The sequence below is a fragment of the Kocuria dechangensis genome, assembly GCF_014636775.1.
Taxonomy (GTDB): domain Bacteria; phylum Actinomycetota; class Actinomycetes; order Actinomycetales; family Micrococcaceae; genus Kocuria; species Kocuria dechangensis.
Map to the genome: position 1 here is coordinate 58,328 of NZ_BMEQ01000015.1, position 18,530 is coordinate 76,857.

19 protein-coding genes are annotated in these 18,530 nt (G+C 73.1%); 12 read left to right on the plus strand and 7 right to left on the minus strand.

What is annotated here, in order from left to right; genetic code table 11:
* Window positions 1–14: 14 nt before the first annotated feature.
* Window positions 15–1,133 (minus strand): GTP-binding protein, encoded by a 1,119-nt coding sequence (locus IEW07_RS21445; RefSeq protein ID WP_188538053.1) that lies wholly within the window; start codon window positions 1,131–1,133, stop codon window positions 15–17.
* 417 nt (window positions 1,134–1,550) lie between these two features.
* Here IEW07_RS21445 and IEW07_RS13455 point away from each other — a divergent pair, with 417 nt between their 5' ends.
* The 6 genes from IEW07_RS13455 to IEW07_RS13480 all read left to right on the plus strand — a co-directional run bounded on the left by IEW07_RS13455 (window position 1,551) and on the right by IEW07_RS13480 (window position 5,420).
* A complete protein-coding gene (locus IEW07_RS13455; RefSeq protein ID WP_188538055.1) occupies window positions 1,551–1,706 on the plus strand; it encodes a zinc transporter permease in 156 nt (51 codons plus the stop codon).
* A 91-nt stretch (window positions 1,707–1,797) separates the two neighbouring features.
* Window positions 1,798–2,100 (plus strand): ArsR/SmtB family transcription factor, encoded by a 303-nt coding sequence (locus IEW07_RS13460; RefSeq protein ID WP_188538057.1) that lies wholly within the window; start codon window positions 1,798–1,800, stop codon window positions 2,098–2,100.
* A gap of 202 nt (window positions 2,101–2,302) precedes the next feature.
* Window positions 2,303–3,313 (plus strand): metal ABC transporter substrate-binding protein, encoded by a 1,011-nt coding sequence (locus IEW07_RS13465; protein WP_188538059.1) that lies wholly within the window; start codon window positions 2,303–2,305, stop codon window positions 3,311–3,313.
* 7 nt (window positions 3,314–3,320) lie between these two features.
* Window positions 3,321–4,100: a metal ABC transporter ATP-binding protein gene (locus IEW07_RS13470; protein WP_229741846.1), complete on the plus strand. Its 780-nt coding sequence runs from the start codon at window positions 3,321–3,323 to the stop codon at window positions 4,098–4,100.
* Complete coding sequence (locus IEW07_RS13475) at window positions 4,100–5,020, plus strand: metal ABC transporter permease (RefSeq protein ID WP_188538063.1); 921 nt, start codon at window positions 4,100–4,102, stop codon at window positions 5,018–5,020. Before IEW07_RS13470 ends, IEW07_RS13475 begins: the two co-directional genes overlap by 1 nt.
* 1 nt (window position 5,021) lies before the next feature.
* Window positions 5,022–5,420 carry a Fur family transcriptional regulator gene (locus IEW07_RS13480; protein WP_188538065.1) on the plus strand — a complete coding sequence of 133 codons (399 nt, stop codon included), beginning with the start codon at window positions 5,022–5,024 and terminating at the stop codon, window positions 5,418–5,420.
* Here the strand turns inward: IEW07_RS13480 and IEW07_RS13485 are convergent.
* The 4 genes from IEW07_RS13485 to IEW07_RS13500 form a co-directional block, all read right to left on the minus strand.
* The gene (locus IEW07_RS13485) at window positions 5,356–5,991 is read right to left on the minus strand and encodes an alpha/beta fold hydrolase (protein ID WP_188538067.1); all 636 of its coding nucleotides are present in this window, start codon (window positions 5,989–5,991) and stop codon (window positions 5,356–5,358) included. The genes IEW07_RS13480 and IEW07_RS13485 overlap by 65 nt on opposite strands.
* A 46-nt stretch (window positions 5,992–6,037) precedes the next feature.
* Entirely contained in the window at window positions 6,038–6,502 is a 465-nt protein-coding gene (locus IEW07_RS13490) for an ester cyclase (protein ID WP_188538069.1), read from the minus strand.
* Window positions 6,503–6,614: 112 nt separating this feature from the next.
* A complete protein-coding gene (locus tag IEW07_RS13495; RefSeq protein WP_188538071.1) occupies window positions 6,615–8,297 on the minus strand; it encodes an ABC1 kinase family protein in 1,683 nt (560 codons plus the stop codon).
* Window positions 8,294–9,457, minus strand: a complete 1,164-nt coding sequence (locus IEW07_RS13500) for a hypothetical protein (RefSeq protein WP_188538074.1) — start codon at window positions 9,455–9,457, stop codon at window positions 8,294–8,296. Before IEW07_RS13500 ends, IEW07_RS13495 begins: the two co-directional genes overlap by 4 nt.
* Before the next feature lie 202 nt (window positions 9,458–9,659).
* Here IEW07_RS13500 and IEW07_RS13505 point away from each other — a divergent pair, with 202 nt between their 5' ends.
* From IEW07_RS13505 to IEW07_RS13515, 3 genes are all read left to right on the plus strand, one after another.
* Window positions 9,660–11,081, plus strand: a complete 1,422-nt coding sequence (locus IEW07_RS13505) for a hypothetical protein (RefSeq protein ID WP_188538076.1) — start codon at window positions 9,660–9,662, stop codon at window positions 11,079–11,081.
* Window positions 11,082–11,150: 69 nt separating this feature from the next.
* Window positions 11,151–11,354: a hypothetical protein gene (locus IEW07_RS13510; protein WP_188538077.1), complete on the plus strand. Its 204-nt coding sequence runs from the start codon at window positions 11,151–11,153 to the stop codon at window positions 11,352–11,354.
* 48 nt (window positions 11,355–11,402) lie between these two features.
* On the plus strand, window positions 11,403–11,765 hold the full coding sequence (locus tag IEW07_RS13515; RefSeq protein ID WP_188538079.1) for a hypothetical protein: 363 nt from the start codon (window positions 11,403–11,405) through the stop codon (window positions 11,763–11,765).
* 40 nt (window positions 11,766–11,805) lie between these two features.
* Here IEW07_RS13515 and IEW07_RS13520 read toward each other — a convergent pair whose 3' ends face one another.
* Complete coding sequence (locus IEW07_RS13520; protein ID WP_188538081.1) at window positions 11,806–11,943, minus strand: hypothetical protein; 138 nt, start codon at window positions 11,941–11,943, stop codon at window positions 11,806–11,808.
* Between the two features lie 22 nt (window positions 11,944–11,965).
* Here IEW07_RS13520 and IEW07_RS13525 point away from each other — a divergent pair, with 22 nt between their 5' ends.
* From IEW07_RS13525 to IEW07_RS13535, 3 genes are all read left to right on the plus strand, one after another.
* Window positions 11,966–12,628: a TetR/AcrR family transcriptional regulator gene (locus tag IEW07_RS13525; RefSeq protein WP_188538083.1), complete on the plus strand. Its 663-nt coding sequence runs from the start codon at window positions 11,966–11,968 to the stop codon at window positions 12,626–12,628.
* A gap of 85 nt (window positions 12,629–12,713) precedes the next feature.
* Window positions 12,714–15,263, plus strand: a complete 2,550-nt coding sequence (locus IEW07_RS13530; protein ID WP_188538085.1) for an MMPL family transporter — start codon at window positions 12,714–12,716, stop codon at window positions 15,261–15,263.
* Between the two features lie 183 nt (window positions 15,264–15,446).
* Window positions 15,447–15,821, plus strand: coding sequence for a hypothetical protein (locus tag IEW07_RS13535; RefSeq protein WP_188538087.1), 375 nt, complete (start codon window positions 15,447–15,449; stop codon window positions 15,819–15,821).
* Between the two features lie 66 nt (window positions 15,822–15,887).
* On the opposite strand, the gene pepN is transcribed toward IEW07_RS13535, so the two are convergent.
* On the minus strand, window positions 15,888–18,512 hold the full coding sequence (gene pepN / locus IEW07_RS13540) for an aminopeptidase N (RefSeq protein ID WP_188538089.1): 2,625 nt from the start codon (window positions 18,510–18,512) through the stop codon (window positions 15,888–15,890).
* Window positions 18,513–18,530 lie beyond the last annotated feature (18 nt).

Sequence of the window (18,530 nt, forward strand, 5' to 3'; positions counted from 1 at the left end):
GGACTTCCGGTGCGTCAGTGGGTGACGCTGAGCCCGAAGGGGTCGGTGAGACCGGTGATCCCGGACCTCATCTCCGCCTCGGTGAGCTGACAGTCGGTCAGCAGCCGCGCGATCTCGGCCGCGTCGAGGTCTTCCCCGGTGGCTGCCAGGACGGTGGCGTGCTCCCCGGGGCCGGCGGGCACCGCGGGGCCGGCTTCGTCCCGGGCAGGCCCGATGTGCTCAGCGAGGAGGTCGGCGTGCTGGTCCACCGGCCACGGCCCGGTGTTCTCCAGCCACACCCGCGGCCCGATGCCCTGGAGGAGGATCCGGTACTCCGGGGCTGCGGCCAGGCAGAGGTGCCCGCGCAGCCAGCAGCACCCGGCGGCCAGGGTGGCCAGGGCCTGGTGGAAGCGTCCCGGGTGCAGCGGCCGCTCCACCCGGTGCACGACGGTGGTGAACGGTGAGGCCGGCGGAGCCGAGGGCAGCTCCAGGCACCCGGTGGCCGCCCGGCGCAGGGCCTCCATCAGGCGGTGCCGGCCCAGGACGAGGTCGGAACCGTGCTCGAGGACGTCGGCGTGCCGGGCCAGTTCCCGCAGCAGCTGGACACCGCGGGTGCGCTCTGCCGCGTCCACGGGTACCAGGTCCGGGTCCGCCAGCAGCACGGTGTCGTTGAAGTCCAGTTCCCCGACGAGGAACTCCCCGGGCGTCCTCTCGTCCTGCTCCAGGACGGTGCAGCCGCCCTCGAAGAGGCTCTGCCCCTCCCAGATCTGCTCCTCGACCGATCCCGGGGCGCAGGCCAGCACGGCCGAGTCCACGGTCGGCGGCTGATCCAGGTGCCGGCCCAGGGCGTGGATCACCATGGAGGCCGGCACCGTCGGGGGCAGGCCCAGGATCACGTGCTCTTCCCCTGCGGCGAGCAGGCTGCCGAGGCTGGGCACGATGGTCAGCCGGACGGCACAGCTGGGGCACGGGTGCTCCAGCATCGACTCCCGGCGCTGCGCCAGGGCCCCGTGCCGGAAGATGCGGCGCACGACCACACCACCGTCCAGCAGGTCGTGGACCATCACCACGGCGGCCGGGAAGGCATCGGCGAGGGACTCGCAGGCCTGCTGGCGGCAGAGGGCATCGAGGGAGCTGACGACGGTGAGGCGCATGCCGCCACCCTACATAAGAATGATTCTCAAATAAAATGGAGGCGCGAGGCTCCATGGCGACGTCACCGGCAAGGCGCCGCTCAGGTTCCTGCGGCCAGGGGAGTTCTCGGGTGATCACGGGGGCTCGTCCCGGGCGAGGGGTGCGGGGCCGGCCTGCTGGGCCTCGCCGATCGTCGGCGGAGGGGCGGCCCCGGTGCGGGTGACGGGTTGGTCCCGTCCGTTGGGACGCGCTCCGCTGCGGATCGGCGAAGAGCACGGGGTGATCCGGTTGCCGCCTCCGCGGGCTGCGGAGGTGCGGCCCGTGACCTGCCACCGTCGCTCCACCTGCACGTATAAACCCATTGCAATGTGTTTATGGCAGTGTTTCACTGGATCCACGGGGCCCGGCCCGGGCCCCGTGACCGGAAGGGGGCAGTGATGGCCGACCACGACAGCCAGGCCGAGCACACCAAGGCCGAGCACACCCACGGGGACAGCTGTGGGCACCAGGCCGTCCAGCACGACGATCACGTGGACTATCTGCACGACGGCCATAAGCACGCCGAGCACGAGGACCACTACGACGAGCACTGAGGCCGTCCCGCAGCACCGGAGCCCCTGCCGCGCAGGGGCTCCGGTGCGTCATCTGCACCCAGGACGCATTAGAACCTGCTTATATGGGCCTGTGTCGCACACCGCTGATCTCGAGGCCGCCGCCCATCTCTTCCGGGCCCTCTCCTCCTCCTCCCGGCTGGGCCTGCTGCGCCTGCTCAGGGAGGGGGCGGCCACCGTCACCCAGCTGGCGGAGCGCTCCGGGCTCTCCCAGCCCCTGGTCTCCCAGCACCTGCGCACCCTGCGGGAGGCCGGTCTGGTGAACTTCACCCGCACCGGGCGTGAAACCCACTACTCCCTCGCCGACCCCCACGTCGCCCAGCTTCTCGACACGGTCCTGGCTCACGTGGTCGAGGACCGGCGCTGCCCCGCCTGAGTGCCGCCTGACGTGCACCTGCGGGGGCGGGGCCTTGCGGTTCGCCTCGGATCGATGCCCATGGGGGCTTCCGCGGAGCTTTCCGCCTCGTGCCGGGCGATGTTGCATGCTCGAGTGCTCCCAGAGGGCTGTCGCCACCTCCGTTCTGCCCCCATGGCGCCCGATTTGACAATGATTCTCAGTTGTCCTGAGAATCATTCGCATGAACCTGTCTCGCGCCCTCACTCTGCCGCTGTCCCTGACGGCCGCTCTCGCACTGTCCTCCTGCACCTCCTCCTCCGCCGACCCCTCGGCCACCACCGAGAGCGGATCGGGGGAAGCGCTGACCGTGCAGGCCTCCTTCTACCCCCTGCAGTACGTGGCCGAGCGGGTCGGCGGGGACCTCGTGGAGGTCGGCTCCCTCACCCCCGCGGGGGCCGAGCCGCACGACCTCGAGCTCTCGCCGGCGGCGGTCGAGGAGCTGCGCACCGCGGACGCGGTGGTCTACCTCTCCGGCTTCCAGCCGGCCGTCGACGACGCGGTGGCCCAGGCCGCACCGGAGCACGTCCTCGACGCCGGCCCGGCCGGGGTGGACGGGGCCGATCCGCACCCGGCCGACGAGCACGGGCACGACGGGGAGGCGGCTGCCGAGGACGAGCCCGCGGACGACGCGCACGCCGGCGAGGCGGCCGCCGAGGACGAGCACGACCACGGGCACGACGGGGAGGACCCGCACTTCTGGCTGGACCCCGACCGGCTGGCCGCGGTCGCCACCGAGGTCGCCCACGAGCTGGCCGAGGTGGACCCGGACAACGCCGGGACCTACGAGGACAACGCCGCGACGCTGTCCGCGGAGCTGGCGGCCTTGGACGAGGAGTTCGCCCAGGGGCTCCAGACCTGCGACCGGCGCACCGTCGTGGTCTCCCACGACGCCTACGGGTACCTGGCCGACAAGTACGACCTCGAGCAGGTCGCCGTCGCCGGCTTCGAGCCGGACACCGAGCCCTCGCCGGCCCGGCTGGCCGAGATCGGCGACGTCGTCGAGGCGGAGGGCGTGACCACGGTCTTCTCCGAGTCCCTGGTCAACCCCAAGGTCGCCGAGACCCTGGCCTCCGAGCACGGGATCGAGACCGCGGTGCTGGACCCGGTGGAGGGACTGGTCGATGAGAGCTCCGACTACCAGCAGGTCATGCGCGAGAACCTCGAGGTCCTGCGCACCGCGCTGGGCTGCTGAGACCGCGGTGTCTTCAGCATCCGCAATTCTCGAGGCGCGGGAGCTGGACGTCGTCCTGGGCTCGGCACGGGTCCTCCACGGTGTGGACCTGTCGGTCACCGCCGGGGAGACCGTGGCCGTGCTCGGGTCCAACGGCTCGGGCAAGTCCACCCTGGTGAAGACCCTCATCGGCCTGCATCCTGCGACCTCCGGAGGCGTGCGGCTCTACGGGGCCGACCCGGCCGGGCCGTCCCGGGCTGTGCCATGGCAGAAGGTCGGCTACGCACCCCAGCGCACGGGCGCCACCACCGGGGTGCCGGCCACCGCCCTGGAGGTCGTGGCCTCCGGCCTGCTGCACCGTCGGCGGCTGCGCCCGGGACGGGACGCCAGGGCACGGTGCCTGGCGGCGCTCGCCCAGGTGGGCCTGGCCGACCGGGCGCACGAGAGCGTGCAGGTCTTCTCCGGCGGTCAGCAGCAGCGCGTGCTCATCGCCCGGGCGCTGGTGCGGGAACCGGACCTGCTGATCCTCGACGAGCCGCTGTCGGGCATGGACCGGGCCTCCATGGACGCCCTGGCCGCCACGGTGGCCGCCCTCCAGCGGCGTGGCGCCACGGTGGTCGTGGTGCTCCACGAGCTCGGGCCGCTCGCCGGACTGATCACCCGCACCGTGGTCCTGCACGGCGGGCGGATCGTCCACGACGCCCCTCCCTCGTCCCGCGGCACCGACCCCGGCGTGGTCGACGCCCACCCCCATCCGGAACCTCCCGCGGCGGTGCCGACCGCCCCCGACCTGCAGAGGCAGTGGTGATGTCCCTCCTGGACCCCGTGACGACGATGCTCGCCAGCCCGCTCATGCAGCGCGGCCTGATCGCGGCGCTGCTGATCGGGCTCGCCGCCCCGGTGATGGGCACCTACCTCGTCCAGCGCCGCATGGCGCTGCTCGGGGACGGGATCGGGCACATGGCCCTCACCGGGGTCGCCATGGGCTGGCTGGCCGGAGCCGCCGCCGGGCCGGCCTCTCCCGACGCACTGGCCGTGCCCGGGGCGATCGTGGCCGCGGTGGCCGGGGCCGTGCTCATCGAGCTGGTGCGCACCCGGGGGAAGACCAGCGGCGACGTCGCCCTGGCGCTGCTCTTCTACGGCGGGATCGCCGGCGGGGTGCTGCTGATCGGGGTCGCCGGGGGCACCTCGGCGAACCTGACCGGCTACCTCTTCGGCTCCATCTCCACCGTCACGGCTGCTGACGTGTGGCTGACCGCGGGGCTGAGCGCCGTGGTCCTGGGGGTCGGCATCGGGCTGCGGCACGCCCTGTTCGCCCTGTGCCACGACGAGGAGTCCGCCCGCGCGGCCGGGCTGCCCGTCCACGCCCTGAACCTGCTGGTGGCGGTGGTGGCGGCACTGACCGTGTCGGTGTCCATGCGGGTGGTCGGGGTGCTGCTGGTCTCGGCGGTGATGGTCGTCCCCGTGGCCACCGCCCAGCTGCTGACCCGCTCCTTCGCGGGCACCATGGGCGTGGCCATGGGCCTCGGTGCGCTCGTGTGCGTGGCCGGGCTGTCGATCACCTGGTTCCACGCGCTCTCCCCGGGCGCCACCATCGTCGTCCTGGCCATCGGGGTCTACGCCCTCGTGGCGGTCGCGGCGCCGGTCCTGTCGGCGCTGCCGGCCCGTCGGGGCGGCCCGCCCGGGGACGTGCGCGGAGGTCGCGTCCCGGTGCGGTCGGAGGCCTGAGGTGCAGCGGGCCACCCGCCGGCGCACGGTGATCCTGGAGCTGCTCGAGGAGTCCGCGCAGTTCCTCGGCGCCCAGCAGATCCACCGGGTGCTCGCCGACCGGGGCCAGGCGATGGCGCTGGCCACGGTCTACCGTGCCCTGCAGGCGCTGACCGACAGCGGCGACCTCGACGTGCTCCGCTCCGAGGAGGGCGAGCACCTCTACCGCCGCTGCCCGCGTCGCGACCGGCACCACCACCTGGTCTGCCGCGCCTGCGGGGCGGCCGTGGACCTTCCGGGCGGGCCCGTGGAGGACTGGGTCGCCGGCCTGGCCCGGGAGCACGGGTTCGTCGCCGTCACCCCGGTGGTGGAGTTCCACGGCCTGTGCGCGTCGTGCCTGGAAGCACGCGGTCCCCGCTGAGGAAGCGTTCGAGCACGTCGTTGTAGGCCGCCCCGGTGCGCTGGACGCTGTGGCCGGCTCCGCGCACGACCGCGCGGGAGGCCCCGAGCCGGAGCTCGAGGGCGTGGCAGACCGCGTCGAAGACGGGGCTGTGGCCGCCGGAGACCACGAGCTTGGGAAACGGCGCCGCGCGCAGGGCGTCCAGGGGGATCTGCGCCTCGTCGGTCGGGCGCTCGTGGCGCAGCAAGCGCGCGTTCTGCAGCAGGGGCGGGGGCAGCGGATCGGGAGGGGTGAAGCTGCTGCCGACGTGGGCGATGAAGGCGCGGAGGAACTCGGCCGGGTCGCCCGGTCCGTGCTCCACCAGGTGCATGGGCTCGGTCAGCAGCTCGGCGATGTCCCCGGCGTCGACCTCGAAGTCCTCGCGCTCCGCGGGCGGGTTGGGGAAGTAGCCGCGCCGGTCGACCACGACCAGCCGCCACCGTGCGGCGTGGGGACGCTGGGCCGCCCAGGTCGAGGCGCCGCCGGCGATGCTGCCGTGGACCAGCATGACGGGCGGGCCCTCGCCCCAGTGCTCGAAGTGGATCTCGGCCATCTGCGCCCTCCGCACTCCCGCAATGGTTCCGCCGGCCCGGTCCCGGCTACGTCAGCCCGAGCTGCTGCTGCTGGCCCGCGATGTCGTAGTAGCGCCGCTCCTCGACGATCCGGCCGGAGTCGTTCACCCGGCTGAAGACCGCCATGGGGAACTCGAGCCGCCGGCCGGTCGGCGGGAGCTCACCGTCCGGGAGGGCGAGCGGGCCGTCGTGGGTGCCCCTGAGGGTGGCCTCGGCCGCGATCGTCCGGTCGTCGAAGAGGGCGCTGACGAGCACCATCTGCAGGTCCGGGAAGGCCGTCAGGAACGCCCTCGCGTCCTGCTCCACCGCCGCCCGCCCGCGCAGCGGTTCGGGGTACTGCGGGTCGACGACGACGGCGTCGTCGGCGTAGAACCCGGCGAAGGCGGAGATGTCGTGGGCGTTCATCGCCTCGAACTGCGCCTGGAGCTCCTGCCGGAGCAGACGTTCGCGGGCCGGGTCGCGGCCCGGGTACTTCTCGGTGGGAACGGACATGGCAGGATCCCCTCTCTGCGGTCGTCACCACCATGGTCCTCCCGGTGCCGTGCCGGAGGCAACGGCCGGGAGGGGGACGCCGGAGGCGTGCCCGGACCGGCCCGCGCCGGGATCAGAGGCGTCGTCGCACGCGCACGGCGTTGACGAAGCGGCGCACCTTCGGGACGTTCGTCGAGAGCACGAGGTACCCGGCCAGGGTGCCCACCGTGGTGGCCCCGCCCGCGATGAGCGGGGTGTGGTACTTCCTCCACCGCTCCGGGTCCGAGGCCAGGATGTGCGCCATGCCGTTGATGGACGCGGCGATCACCGCGCCGGCGACCACCTGGCGGCCGATCTTCTCGCCGCGGTTGAGCAGCGGCTCGAGCTCCTCGGCGCGCAGGTGCACGTCGAAGCCGCCGCGCTCGAGCACCACGATCAGCCGGCGCAGGTACTCGGGGGCCTCCACGCCCATCTGCACGGCGTCCTGGAGGATGTCCCGGACCCGCTTGGCGAGCATCTCGGGGGAGAGGCGGTGCAGCACGAAGCGCTCGGCGTACGGGGTCAGGGCGGAGACCAGGTCGAACTCCGGGTCCAGGCCGGTGCCCACCGACTCCGCGGTGACCAGCATCCGCAGGAACAGCGCGGACTCCATGGGCAGGTGCATCCGGTAGCGGCGCAGCAGCCCGATCAGCTCGCCCATGAGCTGGCCCACCCGCACCTCGTGCAGCGGCTTGTTCGAGTACCGGCGCAGCAGGGCCGCGACGTCGCGCTCGAGCTCGCGCTTGTTGACGTCCAGCTCCTGGGTGGTCAGCCCCAGCAGGCCGGTGGCCGCCCGGCGGGGGTTCTGCTGCACCACGCCGAGCATGACGGTGACCAGGTGGTCGCGGAACTCGTCCGAGAGGGTGCCCATCATCCCGAAGTCGATGATCCCGATCCGCCCCCCGGACTCGACGAAGAGGTTCCCGGGGTGGGGGTCGGCGTGGAAGAAGCCGTGCTCGAAGATCATCTTGCAGATCGCCTCGGTGGAGTCCACGGCGAGCATGTGCCGGCTCAGCCCCGCCTCCTCGAGGGCGGCGTAGTCGTTGATCTTGATCCCGTAGATCCGCTCCATGGTGAGGATGCGGGAGGTGGTGGCCTCCCAGAAGATCTCCGGGATGTGGATCTGCGGGTCGCCCATGAAGTTCTCGGCCATCCGCTGCGCGTTGCGGGCCTCGGTGAGGTAGTCCATCTCCTCCCGCAGGGACTCCGCGAACTCGTTGGCCAGGCCCTCGAGGTCGAAGTGCTCCACGGCCGGCCAGTAGGTGGTCAGCAGCTTGGCGAGCTCCGCGAGGATCTCGAGGTCCCGGTTGACCTCCTCGACGACACCGGGGCGGCGCACCTTCACGACGACGTCCACGCCCTTGTAGACCGCCGCGTGCGCCTGGCCGATCGAGCCGGTGGCCAGGGGGGTCGGGTCGATCTGGGCGAGGATCTCCTCCGCCGCGGAGTCCGGCTCGGACTCGATCATCGCCCGGATCTGGTCCGGCGGGACCGGCGGCGTGTTGTCCTGGAGCTTGGTGAGCTCCCGGACGTACCGGGGCGGGAGCAGGTCCGGACGGGTGGAGACCACCTGCCCGAGCTTCACGAAGGTGGGCCCGAGCTCCTCCAGCGCCTGGCGCAGGTGCACCGGCTGGCTGTAGACCTTCTCCGGGTCGATGAGCCGCACGCGGGCCAGCGGGGCCCGCCACTCCTCCTTGATCCCGCCGAGGGCGAAGCCGAAGCCGTGCTTCGAGAGCACCTCGAGGATCTGGAGGAAGCGTTCGCGGCGGCTGATCATCGGGTGGGCACGCCCGTGCTCATCCGGGCCAGGTAGAAGGACATGAAGCCCGTGGCGACGGCCACGATGAAGCACAGTGCGCTCACCAGCGGCTCCACGCCGAGGAAGACCACGCCCACCACGCCGAGCAGCAGGGTCATGGCCAGCAGCGCCCACACCGCCACGGACACCTGCCCCAGCCCGGAGGGCCGGCCGGGGGAGGAGCTGCGCCGGGCGGTGACGGCGTCGTCGGCGTCCGGGCGCGGCGGTGTGGACCCGCCGGCGGCCGGGGCGGCCACGGCGAAGCCCTTGCGCCACTTCTTGGCGCTGCGGGACCGGTCCGCCTCGGCGGGCACGTAGGCGTCCGGGACGGGGTAGCTCTCCGCGGGCGGGAGCAGCTCCGGGACGTCGTTGGGCAGCGTCTCGAACCACTCCGCCGGGATCTCCTCCGGGCGGGCGGCCTGCAGGGTCATCGAGACCTCGAACGCGGAGCCACGGATCGTGCCCCAGACCGCCGTGAGCCGCTCGTGCTGGAAGGCGTGGTCGATGATCGGGATGAACTGCTGGGACATCTGCGTGGACAGCCGGCCCACCTGCCGGCGCTCGTAGAGCACGTCGACGGTGTCCACGGTGTGCCCGTGGTGGTTGCGGACCTTGTTGGTCTCCAGGGTGAGCATCACGCGGCCCTCCCCGGACTGCGGGACGACGGTGTGCAGGTACTCCGCGAACTCCTGCTCGTCGAGGACCTTGATCGACGGGCCCTGCGGCAGGACCGCCGCGTGCGTCGGGGGCGTGTTGAGGGGGAACAGGAGGTCCGGGGCCGCGATGGACAGCCGCGCGGTGGCGTCCACCTCGGCCTGGCCGTCCTGGCGCAGCACGGTGGCCTCCAGCTTCAGCGGGGCGACCGGGGTGTAGCCGGAGGCCACGACCCGGGCGATGTAGGGCCAGTACCGCTGCGCGTCCTGCTGCGCGAGGTGGCCGATCTTGTTCGGGCCGATCCGCACGGAGACGGTGTGCGGGTCGAAGGGGTTGTCCGGCTCCGGCACGAGCGCGGCGTTGCCCGTCCAGGTGCGCAGCTTGCCGAAGGACAGCCCGCCGAACACCCGCATGATCTCGGTGTCGTAGAAGTTCTCCGTCACGATCTCCAGAGAACCGCGGTCGTTGAGCGCGTAGTCGGTCATGGTCTTCCTCGGTGGAGCTGGGGGGCTGAAGTTGCCACCAGCTTCTCACGATTCCGTCCGGGTCCGGGCCATCGCCGCAGGCCGTACGGTGTCCGGGTCGGCTGGTGGAATGATGGCCGATCGGGACTTCCGCAGAAGTCCCTCAGGAGCGGTCGCCGAGGGGTGCCCGCGTGCCGCCGGAGTCGGAGAGGAGGTGCACCGGATGAGCCTGGGCCAGGTCCCCCCGCCCGAGCCCGAACGCCTGAGCGTGGACGTCGACGTCCTGCGCGCCCTGTTCCTCAGCCCCGCGGACTGGATCCACCGGCGCGTCGAGGCCGTGGAGATGAGCCCGGACGGGGTCACCCGGCGCAAGGTCTCGCTCGACGTCGACCTCGCCGCCGCCGCGCCGTGGCCCACCGACGCCTCGGGCCGGCTCCTGCTGCCCGTGACGATCCAGACCAAGCAGCCCCTGCGCCACTTCGACGCCACCTGCGACGGCGACCCCGTCCCCGTCCTCACCACCGAGGACAACGGGGCGCTCGCCGAGCTGCTGCTGCGCGGGCTGGTCCCGGAGCAGCTTCCGCTCGAGGAGGCGCAGCAGCTGGCCGAGCGCTCCATCCCCGACCTGGTGCACGCCCCCCAGCTGCTCGTGGAGGACGCCCTGGACGGCTTCTGGGCCGTGTGCGAGCGCCTGCGGGCCGTGGTGCAGGACCTCATCGACCGGGACCGGCTGACCCCCGAGGACGCGGCCCACTGGGAGGGCGACTTCGCCCTGTTCACCACCGTGGCCGACCAGCTGGCCCGGGGCTTCCTGCTGACGTTCGTGCTCCCGGCCGACGCCGACGGCCGCCGGGTGCTGCTGAAGTACGCCATGGACGAGGAGTACTCCGCGGGGCCCCTGCCCCGTGTGCGGGACCGGCTGCGGCACTGCTGGATGCCGTGGGTCGGGCGGGTCGGGCTGCACGACCTGGCGTCCTGCCGCAGCTTCCACCTGGAGGTCACCGTGCCGGCGGAGGTGCGGCTGCACGAGTTCTCGGCGCTGTCCTTCGAGGGCGGGCGGCCGTCCGGACCCATGGGCTCCCACCGGGCGGTCGACCTGGTGCTGGCCGAGGACCGGGCGGTGCAGCGCTGGCCCGGGGCGGTCCGGGGCCACCTCGCCCTGCGGCCCACCTCCCGGTTCGACGACGCCTTCTGCGAGATGGTGCTCCTGCCGGCGCGGCAGGGGATCACGGCGTTCGCGTCCGTGGCGGTCAGCGTCATCACCGCGGTCCTGGTGCTGGTGGGCCTGGTCTCGGTGTTCCCGGGGAACGTCCTGGCCGGCGGCTGGCAGGTGCCCTCCGCGGCGACGTCCATCGTGATGTCGGTGGTCGCGGTGCTGCTGTCCTGGATCAACCGCCAGCCCGAGCACGACATCGCGGTCCGGGTGCTGCGGCCGCTGCGCTACGCGCTCAACCTGGAGGCGGTGGTCATGCTGCTGCTGGCGGGCGCCGCCTCGGTGCCCCTGACCCCGGTGGCCTCCGCGGCGTACTGGTTCCTGCTCGTGCTGGCGCACCTGGTGTCCCTGGTGCTGGTGGCACGGACCTGGCACGTCCGGCGGTCCGTGGACGGGGGTCGTTTCTCGGCGCGGGAGCGGCGCCGTGGGTAGCGCCCGGGGCCGCACTGTTCACCGGTGGGAGGGTCTCCTAGAATGAGGGTGTCACCGAAAGGATCCGCCATGGCCTACGACGCCCGGACCGGCCCGCTGGAGCCCCAGCCCCGCCGTGCTCCCCGCAACGACTCCAAGGTGAACGTGCTGCAGATGGGCAACTCGTCCATGTCGCTCGGCCAGAGCCTGGACCGGCGGGTCTTCAAGTCCAACGATGACGCCCAGCGCGCGGTCGACCGCATCCTGCGCCGCTCGGGCCGCACCGCCACCTGACGCGCAGCCCACCGTTCTTCCGGTGCCGCCCCGGCGAGGTGCTTCCCGATGGATCGTGAGACCCTTCTGCTCCATCAGGTCCACGCCGCCAAGCTGGCCACGGACCTCTCCGCCAGTGCCGTGTCGACCTGGCTGATGTGGCGGAAGCGTCCCGGTGCGGCGGTCCTGGTGGCCCACGCCATGGCCGCGGCGGGCTCGGCCGTGGTGCTCCGTCGTGACCTCGCACCACTGGCCAGTACCGGGCGCGGTCGGTACGTGCTGCACCACATGCCTCCCTGGGCCATGGCCGTGCGCTACGCCGGCCAGCTCCTGGCCTGGCACGGGGCCTACCGGCACCACCCGGTCGGCATCGTGGCCGGACTGGTGATCGTGGCGGCGGGCTGGTCCCACGGGCTGCTGCCCCGACGCTGACCTGCCCCTGTCCAGGGCTGCCGGTGGGCGGGTTCCACGCCTAGACGAGCCGGGTGAAGTGCACCTGCCCGACCAGGCGGTGCCGGCGCCCAGTGATGGTGCGCAGCACGGTGGACCTGCCCGCGGCGCCCGCCGGTGACGCCTCCCGGCTCAGCAACCCTTTTTGCACTGTGTGCATCGTTGCACTTAGTGTAGCCACCATGACTCCACCGTTCCCCGCCTCGCCGGCCGACCGGCCGCCGGCGGACGGTCGGGAGGCCCTGAAGTTCCACAACCGCCGGGCCATCATCGACGCCGCCGCGGCCCTGGCCGAGGAGCGGGGGCTGGGCAGCTTCACGATCACCGACCTGGCCGAGCGGGCCGGGGTGGCGCGGCGGACGATCTTCAACCACTTCGCGTCCGCCGACGACGCCGTCTACGCCCGGTGCAGCGAGATGCTCGGAGTGATCGTGGACAGCTTCGCGGGCATCTCCGATCCTGAGGTGCCGCCCCGGGCCCCGGGCCCGGGGACGGTCCTGGAGCAGCTGATCGAGGTGGTCGAGCGCCCGGAGCTGATCCAGGTGATGTCGCAGATCGCCCGGCTCATCGGCGGGCAGGGGAACCATCCCGCGGCGGTGCTGTGGACCCACGAGGTGTCCCAGACCATCACGGCGCGCCTGGCGGCCGTGATCGCCGAGCGCAGCCCGGGGGCGGACCCGTTCACCGTGACCCTACTGGCGAGCTCCCTGCTCAACTCGGTGGAGGTCACCTTCGTCGAGTGGGTCCAGGAGACCGAGGCGACAGTGACCCCCGCCGGCCGGGAGCGCTGGCAGGCGCTGCTGCGCACGGCCCTCGAGCACCTGCGGCACGGCTTCGCCTCCTGATCCTCCCCATCCTCCCCGGTCTGATCCCTCCCGACCGGTCCGGCCCCACCCGATCCCTCCCCGACTGATCCGACAGAGAAGAGACATGGCACACCTGTTGTACCGACTCGGGCGCCTCGCCGCCCGCCGAGCCTGGGCCGTGATCGCGGCCTGGGCGGCGGTGCTGGCCATCGCCGGCGGCGCCTTCGCGCTGGCCGGCGGCCAGCTGACCAGCACGATCACGATCCCCGGCACCGAGACGCAGCGGCTCGCCGACCGCCTCCAGGGCGAACTGCCCGACGCCGGGCACGGCACCGGGCACATCGTGTTCGAGACCGATGACGGGCAGCCGTTCACCGAGGCGCAGCGCGAGCAGATCGGTTCGGCCCTGACGGCGGCCGAGGACTCCTCCGGCGTCGACCGCGTGCTCGACCCCTTCCAGGTGCAGGAGGAGCGCGAGGACCAGGAGCAGCAGCTCGCCGACGGCCGGCAGCAGCTGGAGGACGGCCGCGCGCGGCTCGACGCCGCCGAGGACACCCTCGACGAGAACCAGGACAAGCTCGACGCCGCCCGCGAGCAGGCCGAGAAGGCCAAGGCCCCGGACCGGGTGCTCGAGGAGCTCGAGGACCGGCAGGAGGCCCTGGACGACGGCCGGGCGGAGCTCGAGCGCAACCGGGACGAGCTCGAGGCCGCCGGCCCCGAGGTCGAGCGCGGCGAACGGCTGCTGGCCCTGGCCGAGGACACCCGCACGGTCGCCGAGGACGGGACCGCCGCCGTGGCCACGGTGCTCTTCACCGACCAGCAGGCGGCCGTCACGCCCGAGGACAAGGAAGCGCTGCAGGCCGCCGTCGGCGGCGTCCGGATCGACGGGGTGCAGGTCGAGTACTCGAGCGAGATCGCCCAGGACATCTCCCAGCTCTTCGGCCCCGCCGAGGTCATCGGCGTGGCCATCGCCGCGGTGGTCCTGATCGTCATGCTCGGCACCCTGGTGGCCGCCGGGCTGCCGATCCTCATGGCCCTGGTCGGCGTGGGCGTCGGCGCCCTGGCGACCCTGTCCTTCTCCGGGGTCGTGGAGATGACGTCCGTGACGCCCATGCTCGGGCTCATGCTCGGGCTGGCCGTGGGCATCGACTACTCGCTGTTCATCCTCAACCGCCACCGCCAGCAGCTGCTCAGGGGGGTGGGGCTGCACGAGTCCATCGGGCTGGCCACCGGCACCTCCGGCAACGCGGTGGTCTTCGCCGGGCTGACCGTCATCATCGCCCTGGCTGCCCTCAACGTCACCGGCATCGGGTTCCTGGGCATGATGGGGACCGCGGCGGCGGTGTGCGTGGCCGTGGCCGTGCTCATCGCCGTCACCATCACCCCCGCCCTGCTCTCGCTGGCCGGGCACCGCCTGCTCTCCCGGCGTGCCCGCGAGCTGGCCGGCAGCGCCTCCGGGCGCACCCCGGCCCACCGGGCGCCCGACCGCGACGGCGTGGCCACCCGCCACCCGGTCCTCACCCTGCTGCTCGGGGTCGTCGCCCTCGCGCTCATCGCCCTGCCGGCCGCCTCGATGCGCCTGGGCCTGCCCGACGCCTCGTCCGAGCACCCGGAGTCCACCGCCTACCGGGCCTACCAGACGGTGGAGGAGAAGTTCGGGGCCGGCACCAACGGTCCCGTGCTGGTGGTCGCGGACCTGCCCGAGGGCACGGACGCGGCCGAGGCCGCCGACCTGCAGGCGGGCGTCGGCGAGGAGCTGATGGGCCGCGAGCACGTCGTCTCCGTCGTGCCCGCCGGGCTCTCCGAGGACCGCCGCACGGCCGTCTTCCAGGTCACCCCGGCCGAGGGGCCGGCCGCCGAGTCCACCGAGGACCTCGTCGACGACCTCCGCGCCCTGTCCCCGGCGCTGGAGGAGCGGTTCGGCGTCGGCATCGGCGTCACCGGCCAGGCCGCCGCCAACATCGACGTCTCCCAGAAGCTCGCGGACGTCCTCCCGCTGTACCTGAGCGTGGTGCTGGGCCTGTCCCTGGTGCTGATGGTGCTCGTCTTCCGATCCGTGCTGGTCCCGCTGATCGCCACCGCAGGGTTCATGCTCTCCCTCTTCGCCGCCCTCGGCGGCGTGGTGGCCATCTACCAGTGGGGCTGGGCCGGGGCCGTCTTCGGGGTCCACGAGACCGGCCCGGTGCTCAGCTTCCTGCCCACGCTGCTCGTGGGCATCCTGTTCGGGCTCGCCATGGACTACCAGCTGTTCCTGGTCTCCGGCATGCGGGAGGCCTACGTCCACGGGCACTCCGCCCGCGCCGCCGTGCGGGAGGGGCTCAGGGCGGGCCGGGCCGTGGTCACGGCCGCGGCGATCATCATGATCTCGGTGTTCGCGGGCTTCATGTTCTCCCACATGGCCATGATCCGCCCGCTCGGCTTCGGGCTGGCCTTCGGGGTGCTCGTCGACGCCTTCGTGGTGCGCATGCTGCTCACCCCCGCCGCCCTGCACCTGCTCGGCGACAGGGCCTGGTGGCTGCCGCGGTGGCTGGACCGGATCCTGCCCGACGTCGACGTCGAGGCCCTCCGGCGCGAGCACGCCCCCGCCGCCCCCGACGCCGCGGCCGTCACGGATGTCACGGAGGTCCCCGACGCGCCGGAGCGTGAACTGGTCGGTGCCGCCGGCCGGCCCTGACCGGGCCGCCGGTAAGGTCCGCCACAGGAGAGGTCTGCTCCGGGCACCGGCGGGGGCCGGCGGTCGACCCGGTAGGATCGGCCACCAGCCCCCGAGACGGGCCCGCCCGGCGCCCCGGGCGAGGCCGTCGCCGCCGTCCGCGCATGACGGAGAAACCGAGCTCACCAGGAGACCACCCCTCCCATGGCCGACCTGTTCGACTTCAACCACGGCGGCGCCACGCATCCCGGGGCGCACGCCATCGTCCATCCCGGCGCGGACGCCGGCGAGCACGTGGTGCGGTACACCGTGGTCGCCGAGACGCAGCAGCACATTACCCTCGACGACGGCTACACCTACGACAAGTTCACCGGGGTGGTCCGCGGCCCCGCCGGGCGCCCGACGCTCCAGGACCGCCTGACGGTCACCGAGGGCAGCGCGATGTTCGACTCCTGGTCGGCCATCGCCGGCGAACCGCCACGGCGTCACCCGCCCGGCGCACCGGGCCGCGGGACGTCGCCGAGGGGCTCGGCCCGACGACGGCTCGGGGCCCTGCTGCGCCGCCTCGGGCGGCCGTGACGCCGCCGCACGGCATCGCGCGCCGGCCCGGGGCCCGGCCGCCGGACCCCGTCGGGAGAGCGTGGATCAGCCGCGGGCCGCGGCCTGCGCCCGCAGCGCCCGGAGCAGGTGGTCGCGCTGCTCGAGGAGGATCCGCCGCAGCGCGCCCGGGGCCCCGGCGTGGTTGTTCAGCCACAGGTCGGTGCGCACGAGCACCGGGTGCCGCGCCGGGTCGTGACCGGGCCCCAGGTCCGACTGGGCGGGGTAGAGGCCCTCGACGATGCGGGTGGCCATGCCGATCGAGCGCTGCTCCCAGACGTCCTCGAGCATGGTGAAGTAGCGCTCGCGGTAGGGGTCCAGCAGCTCCGCCGGGCCGAGCTGGAAACCGGTGACGGTGGCGGTGAGCAGGTCGTTGGACAGCTCCTCGCCGGTGATCGCCGCCCACGCCTCGGCCTTCGCCCCGGACGTGGGGCGGGCGGCCCGGGTGCGCGCCCAGCCGATCTGCCCGGTGCGCGTGCGGTCGGCGGCCCGCTCCTGCTCGAGGGCCGCCGCGAGCCCGGGGTCCTCGCCGTGGGAGGTCGCGGCGAGGGCGGTCCACAGCGCCCAGCGCAGCTCCGAGCCCAGTGCCAGCCCGGGCAGGGCGTCCCGGCCGTCGAGCAGGTCCCGCAGCCAGCCCGCGTGGCTCGCGTCGCGGCGGGCCAGCCGCGCGGTGAGCCGGGCGAGGGCCAGCTGCCGGTCGCCGCCCGGGTCGGCGCGGCGCAGCTCCCGGACGGTGGCGTCGAGCAGGCGCCCGCGCAGCCGGTCCCGTCGGCCGAGCGGGGCGAAGCGCTCCACCGCCTGCACGGCGTGGTCCACCGCGTTCTGGAACATGCCGGGCTGCGGCTCGGGGAGCCCGTGGTCCAGGACCGCGCCGACCCAGTCGGAGGGGTCGAGCTCCGCGTCCCGCGTGGCGTTCCACAGCCCGGACCACAGCTGGGCCCTGGCCATGCCGTCCTCGACCGAGGACAGGGAGCTCAGGGCGGTGGTCAGGGACTGCGGGTCGAGGCGGGTCTTGGCGTAGGTGAGGTCCTCCTCGTTGACCACGAGCAGCGGCGCGGTGGTGCCCACGAGCTCGGGGACCTCCACGGAGGAGGACGCGGGCAGGTCCACGCTCACGGTCCCGGTGCGCACCAGGACGTCGCCGGGGCCGCGCTCGTAGGCCCCGAGCAGCAGCCGGTGCGGGCGCAGCACGCCGGAGCCGGGGTCCTGCAGCAGGGCCGCGAAGGTGACGGCGCCGTCGTCGTCGCGGGCGAGGTCGAGGGCGAGGGTGGAGACCCCGCTGGTGCTCAGCCACGCGTCCGCCCAGCCGTGGACGTCGCGCCCGGAGGCCTCCTCCAGGACGGCCAGGAAGTCCTGGAGCGTGGTGGAGCCGTAGGCGTGGCGGCGGAAGTAGGCCCGGCACGCGTCGACGAACGCCCCGTAGCCCACGAACGCCACGAGCTGCTTCAGGACGGCCGCGCCCTTGGCGTAGGTGATCCCGTCGAAGTTCTGCCGGGCCGCCTCCAGGTCCGGGATGTCCGCGACCACCGGGTGGGTGGTGGGCAGCTGGTCCTGCTGGTAGGCCCACGCCTTGCGCCGGTCGGCGAACGCGATCCACGCCTCCTCGTAGTCGGTCGCCTGCACGGAGGCGTGGGCGCCCATGAACTCGGCGAAGGACTCCTTGAGCCACAGGTCGTCCCACCAGGCCATGGTGACGAGGTCCCCGAACCACATGTGGGACATCTCGTGCATCAGCGTGTTGGCCCGGCCCTGGTACTGGGCGCGCGTGGCGCCGTCGGGGAACAGGTACTCCTCGGTGAACGTCACCAGCCCGGGGTTCTCCATGGCCCCCAGGTTGTACTCGGGCACGAACGCCTGCTCGTACTTGCCGAAGGGGTAGGGGTGGCCGAACAGCTCCGTGAAGAAGGTCAGGCCCTGGCGGGTGAGGTCGAACAGCTCGCGCGCGCCCGTGTCCGCGTCCAGGTGTTCGGCCAGCGACGCCCGGCAGTACAGGGCCAGCGGCACGGACATCCGGGTGCCGTCCTCGAAGGAGTGCCGCCACTCGCCCGTCAGCCGGTGGTACGGCCCGGCCAGCACCGTGGTGATGTAGGTGGAGATCCGCTGGGTGGGGGAGAACTCGTGGCGCACCGCGTCCGGGCGCTCGGCGTCCGGGGCGGGCAGCGAGGCCATGCGGACCCCGTTGGAGGAGACCTGCCAGGCCGCGGGCGCGAGCACCGTGAAGCGGAAGGAGGCCTTGAGGTCCGGCTGCTCGAAGTTCGCGAACACCCGGCGGGCGTCCGCCGGCTCGTACTGGGTGTACAGGTAGACCTGGCCGTCGGCGGGGTCCGTGAAGCGGTGCATCCCCTCGCCCGAGCGCGAGTACAGGCCCCGCCCGGCCACGGTGACCTCGTTGCGCTCCGCCAGCGAGGGCAGGCGCAGCCGCGAGCCCTCGAGGACGTCGTCCGGGTCCAGCTCCTCACCGTTGAGCGTCACGGACTCGACCGAGTGGGCGACGAAGTCCAGGAAGCTCTGGGCGCCCTCCTCCGCCGTGAAGCGCACGGTCGTGGTCGAGCCGAACGACTCCACGGCCGGGTCCGCGGCGGCGGAGAGGTCCAGCAGCACGTCGTAGCTCTCCACGCCGATCAGCTCGGAGCGGTCCGCGGCCTCGCGGCGGGTCAGGTTCTCGTTGCGCACGGTGCCATTGAACCATCC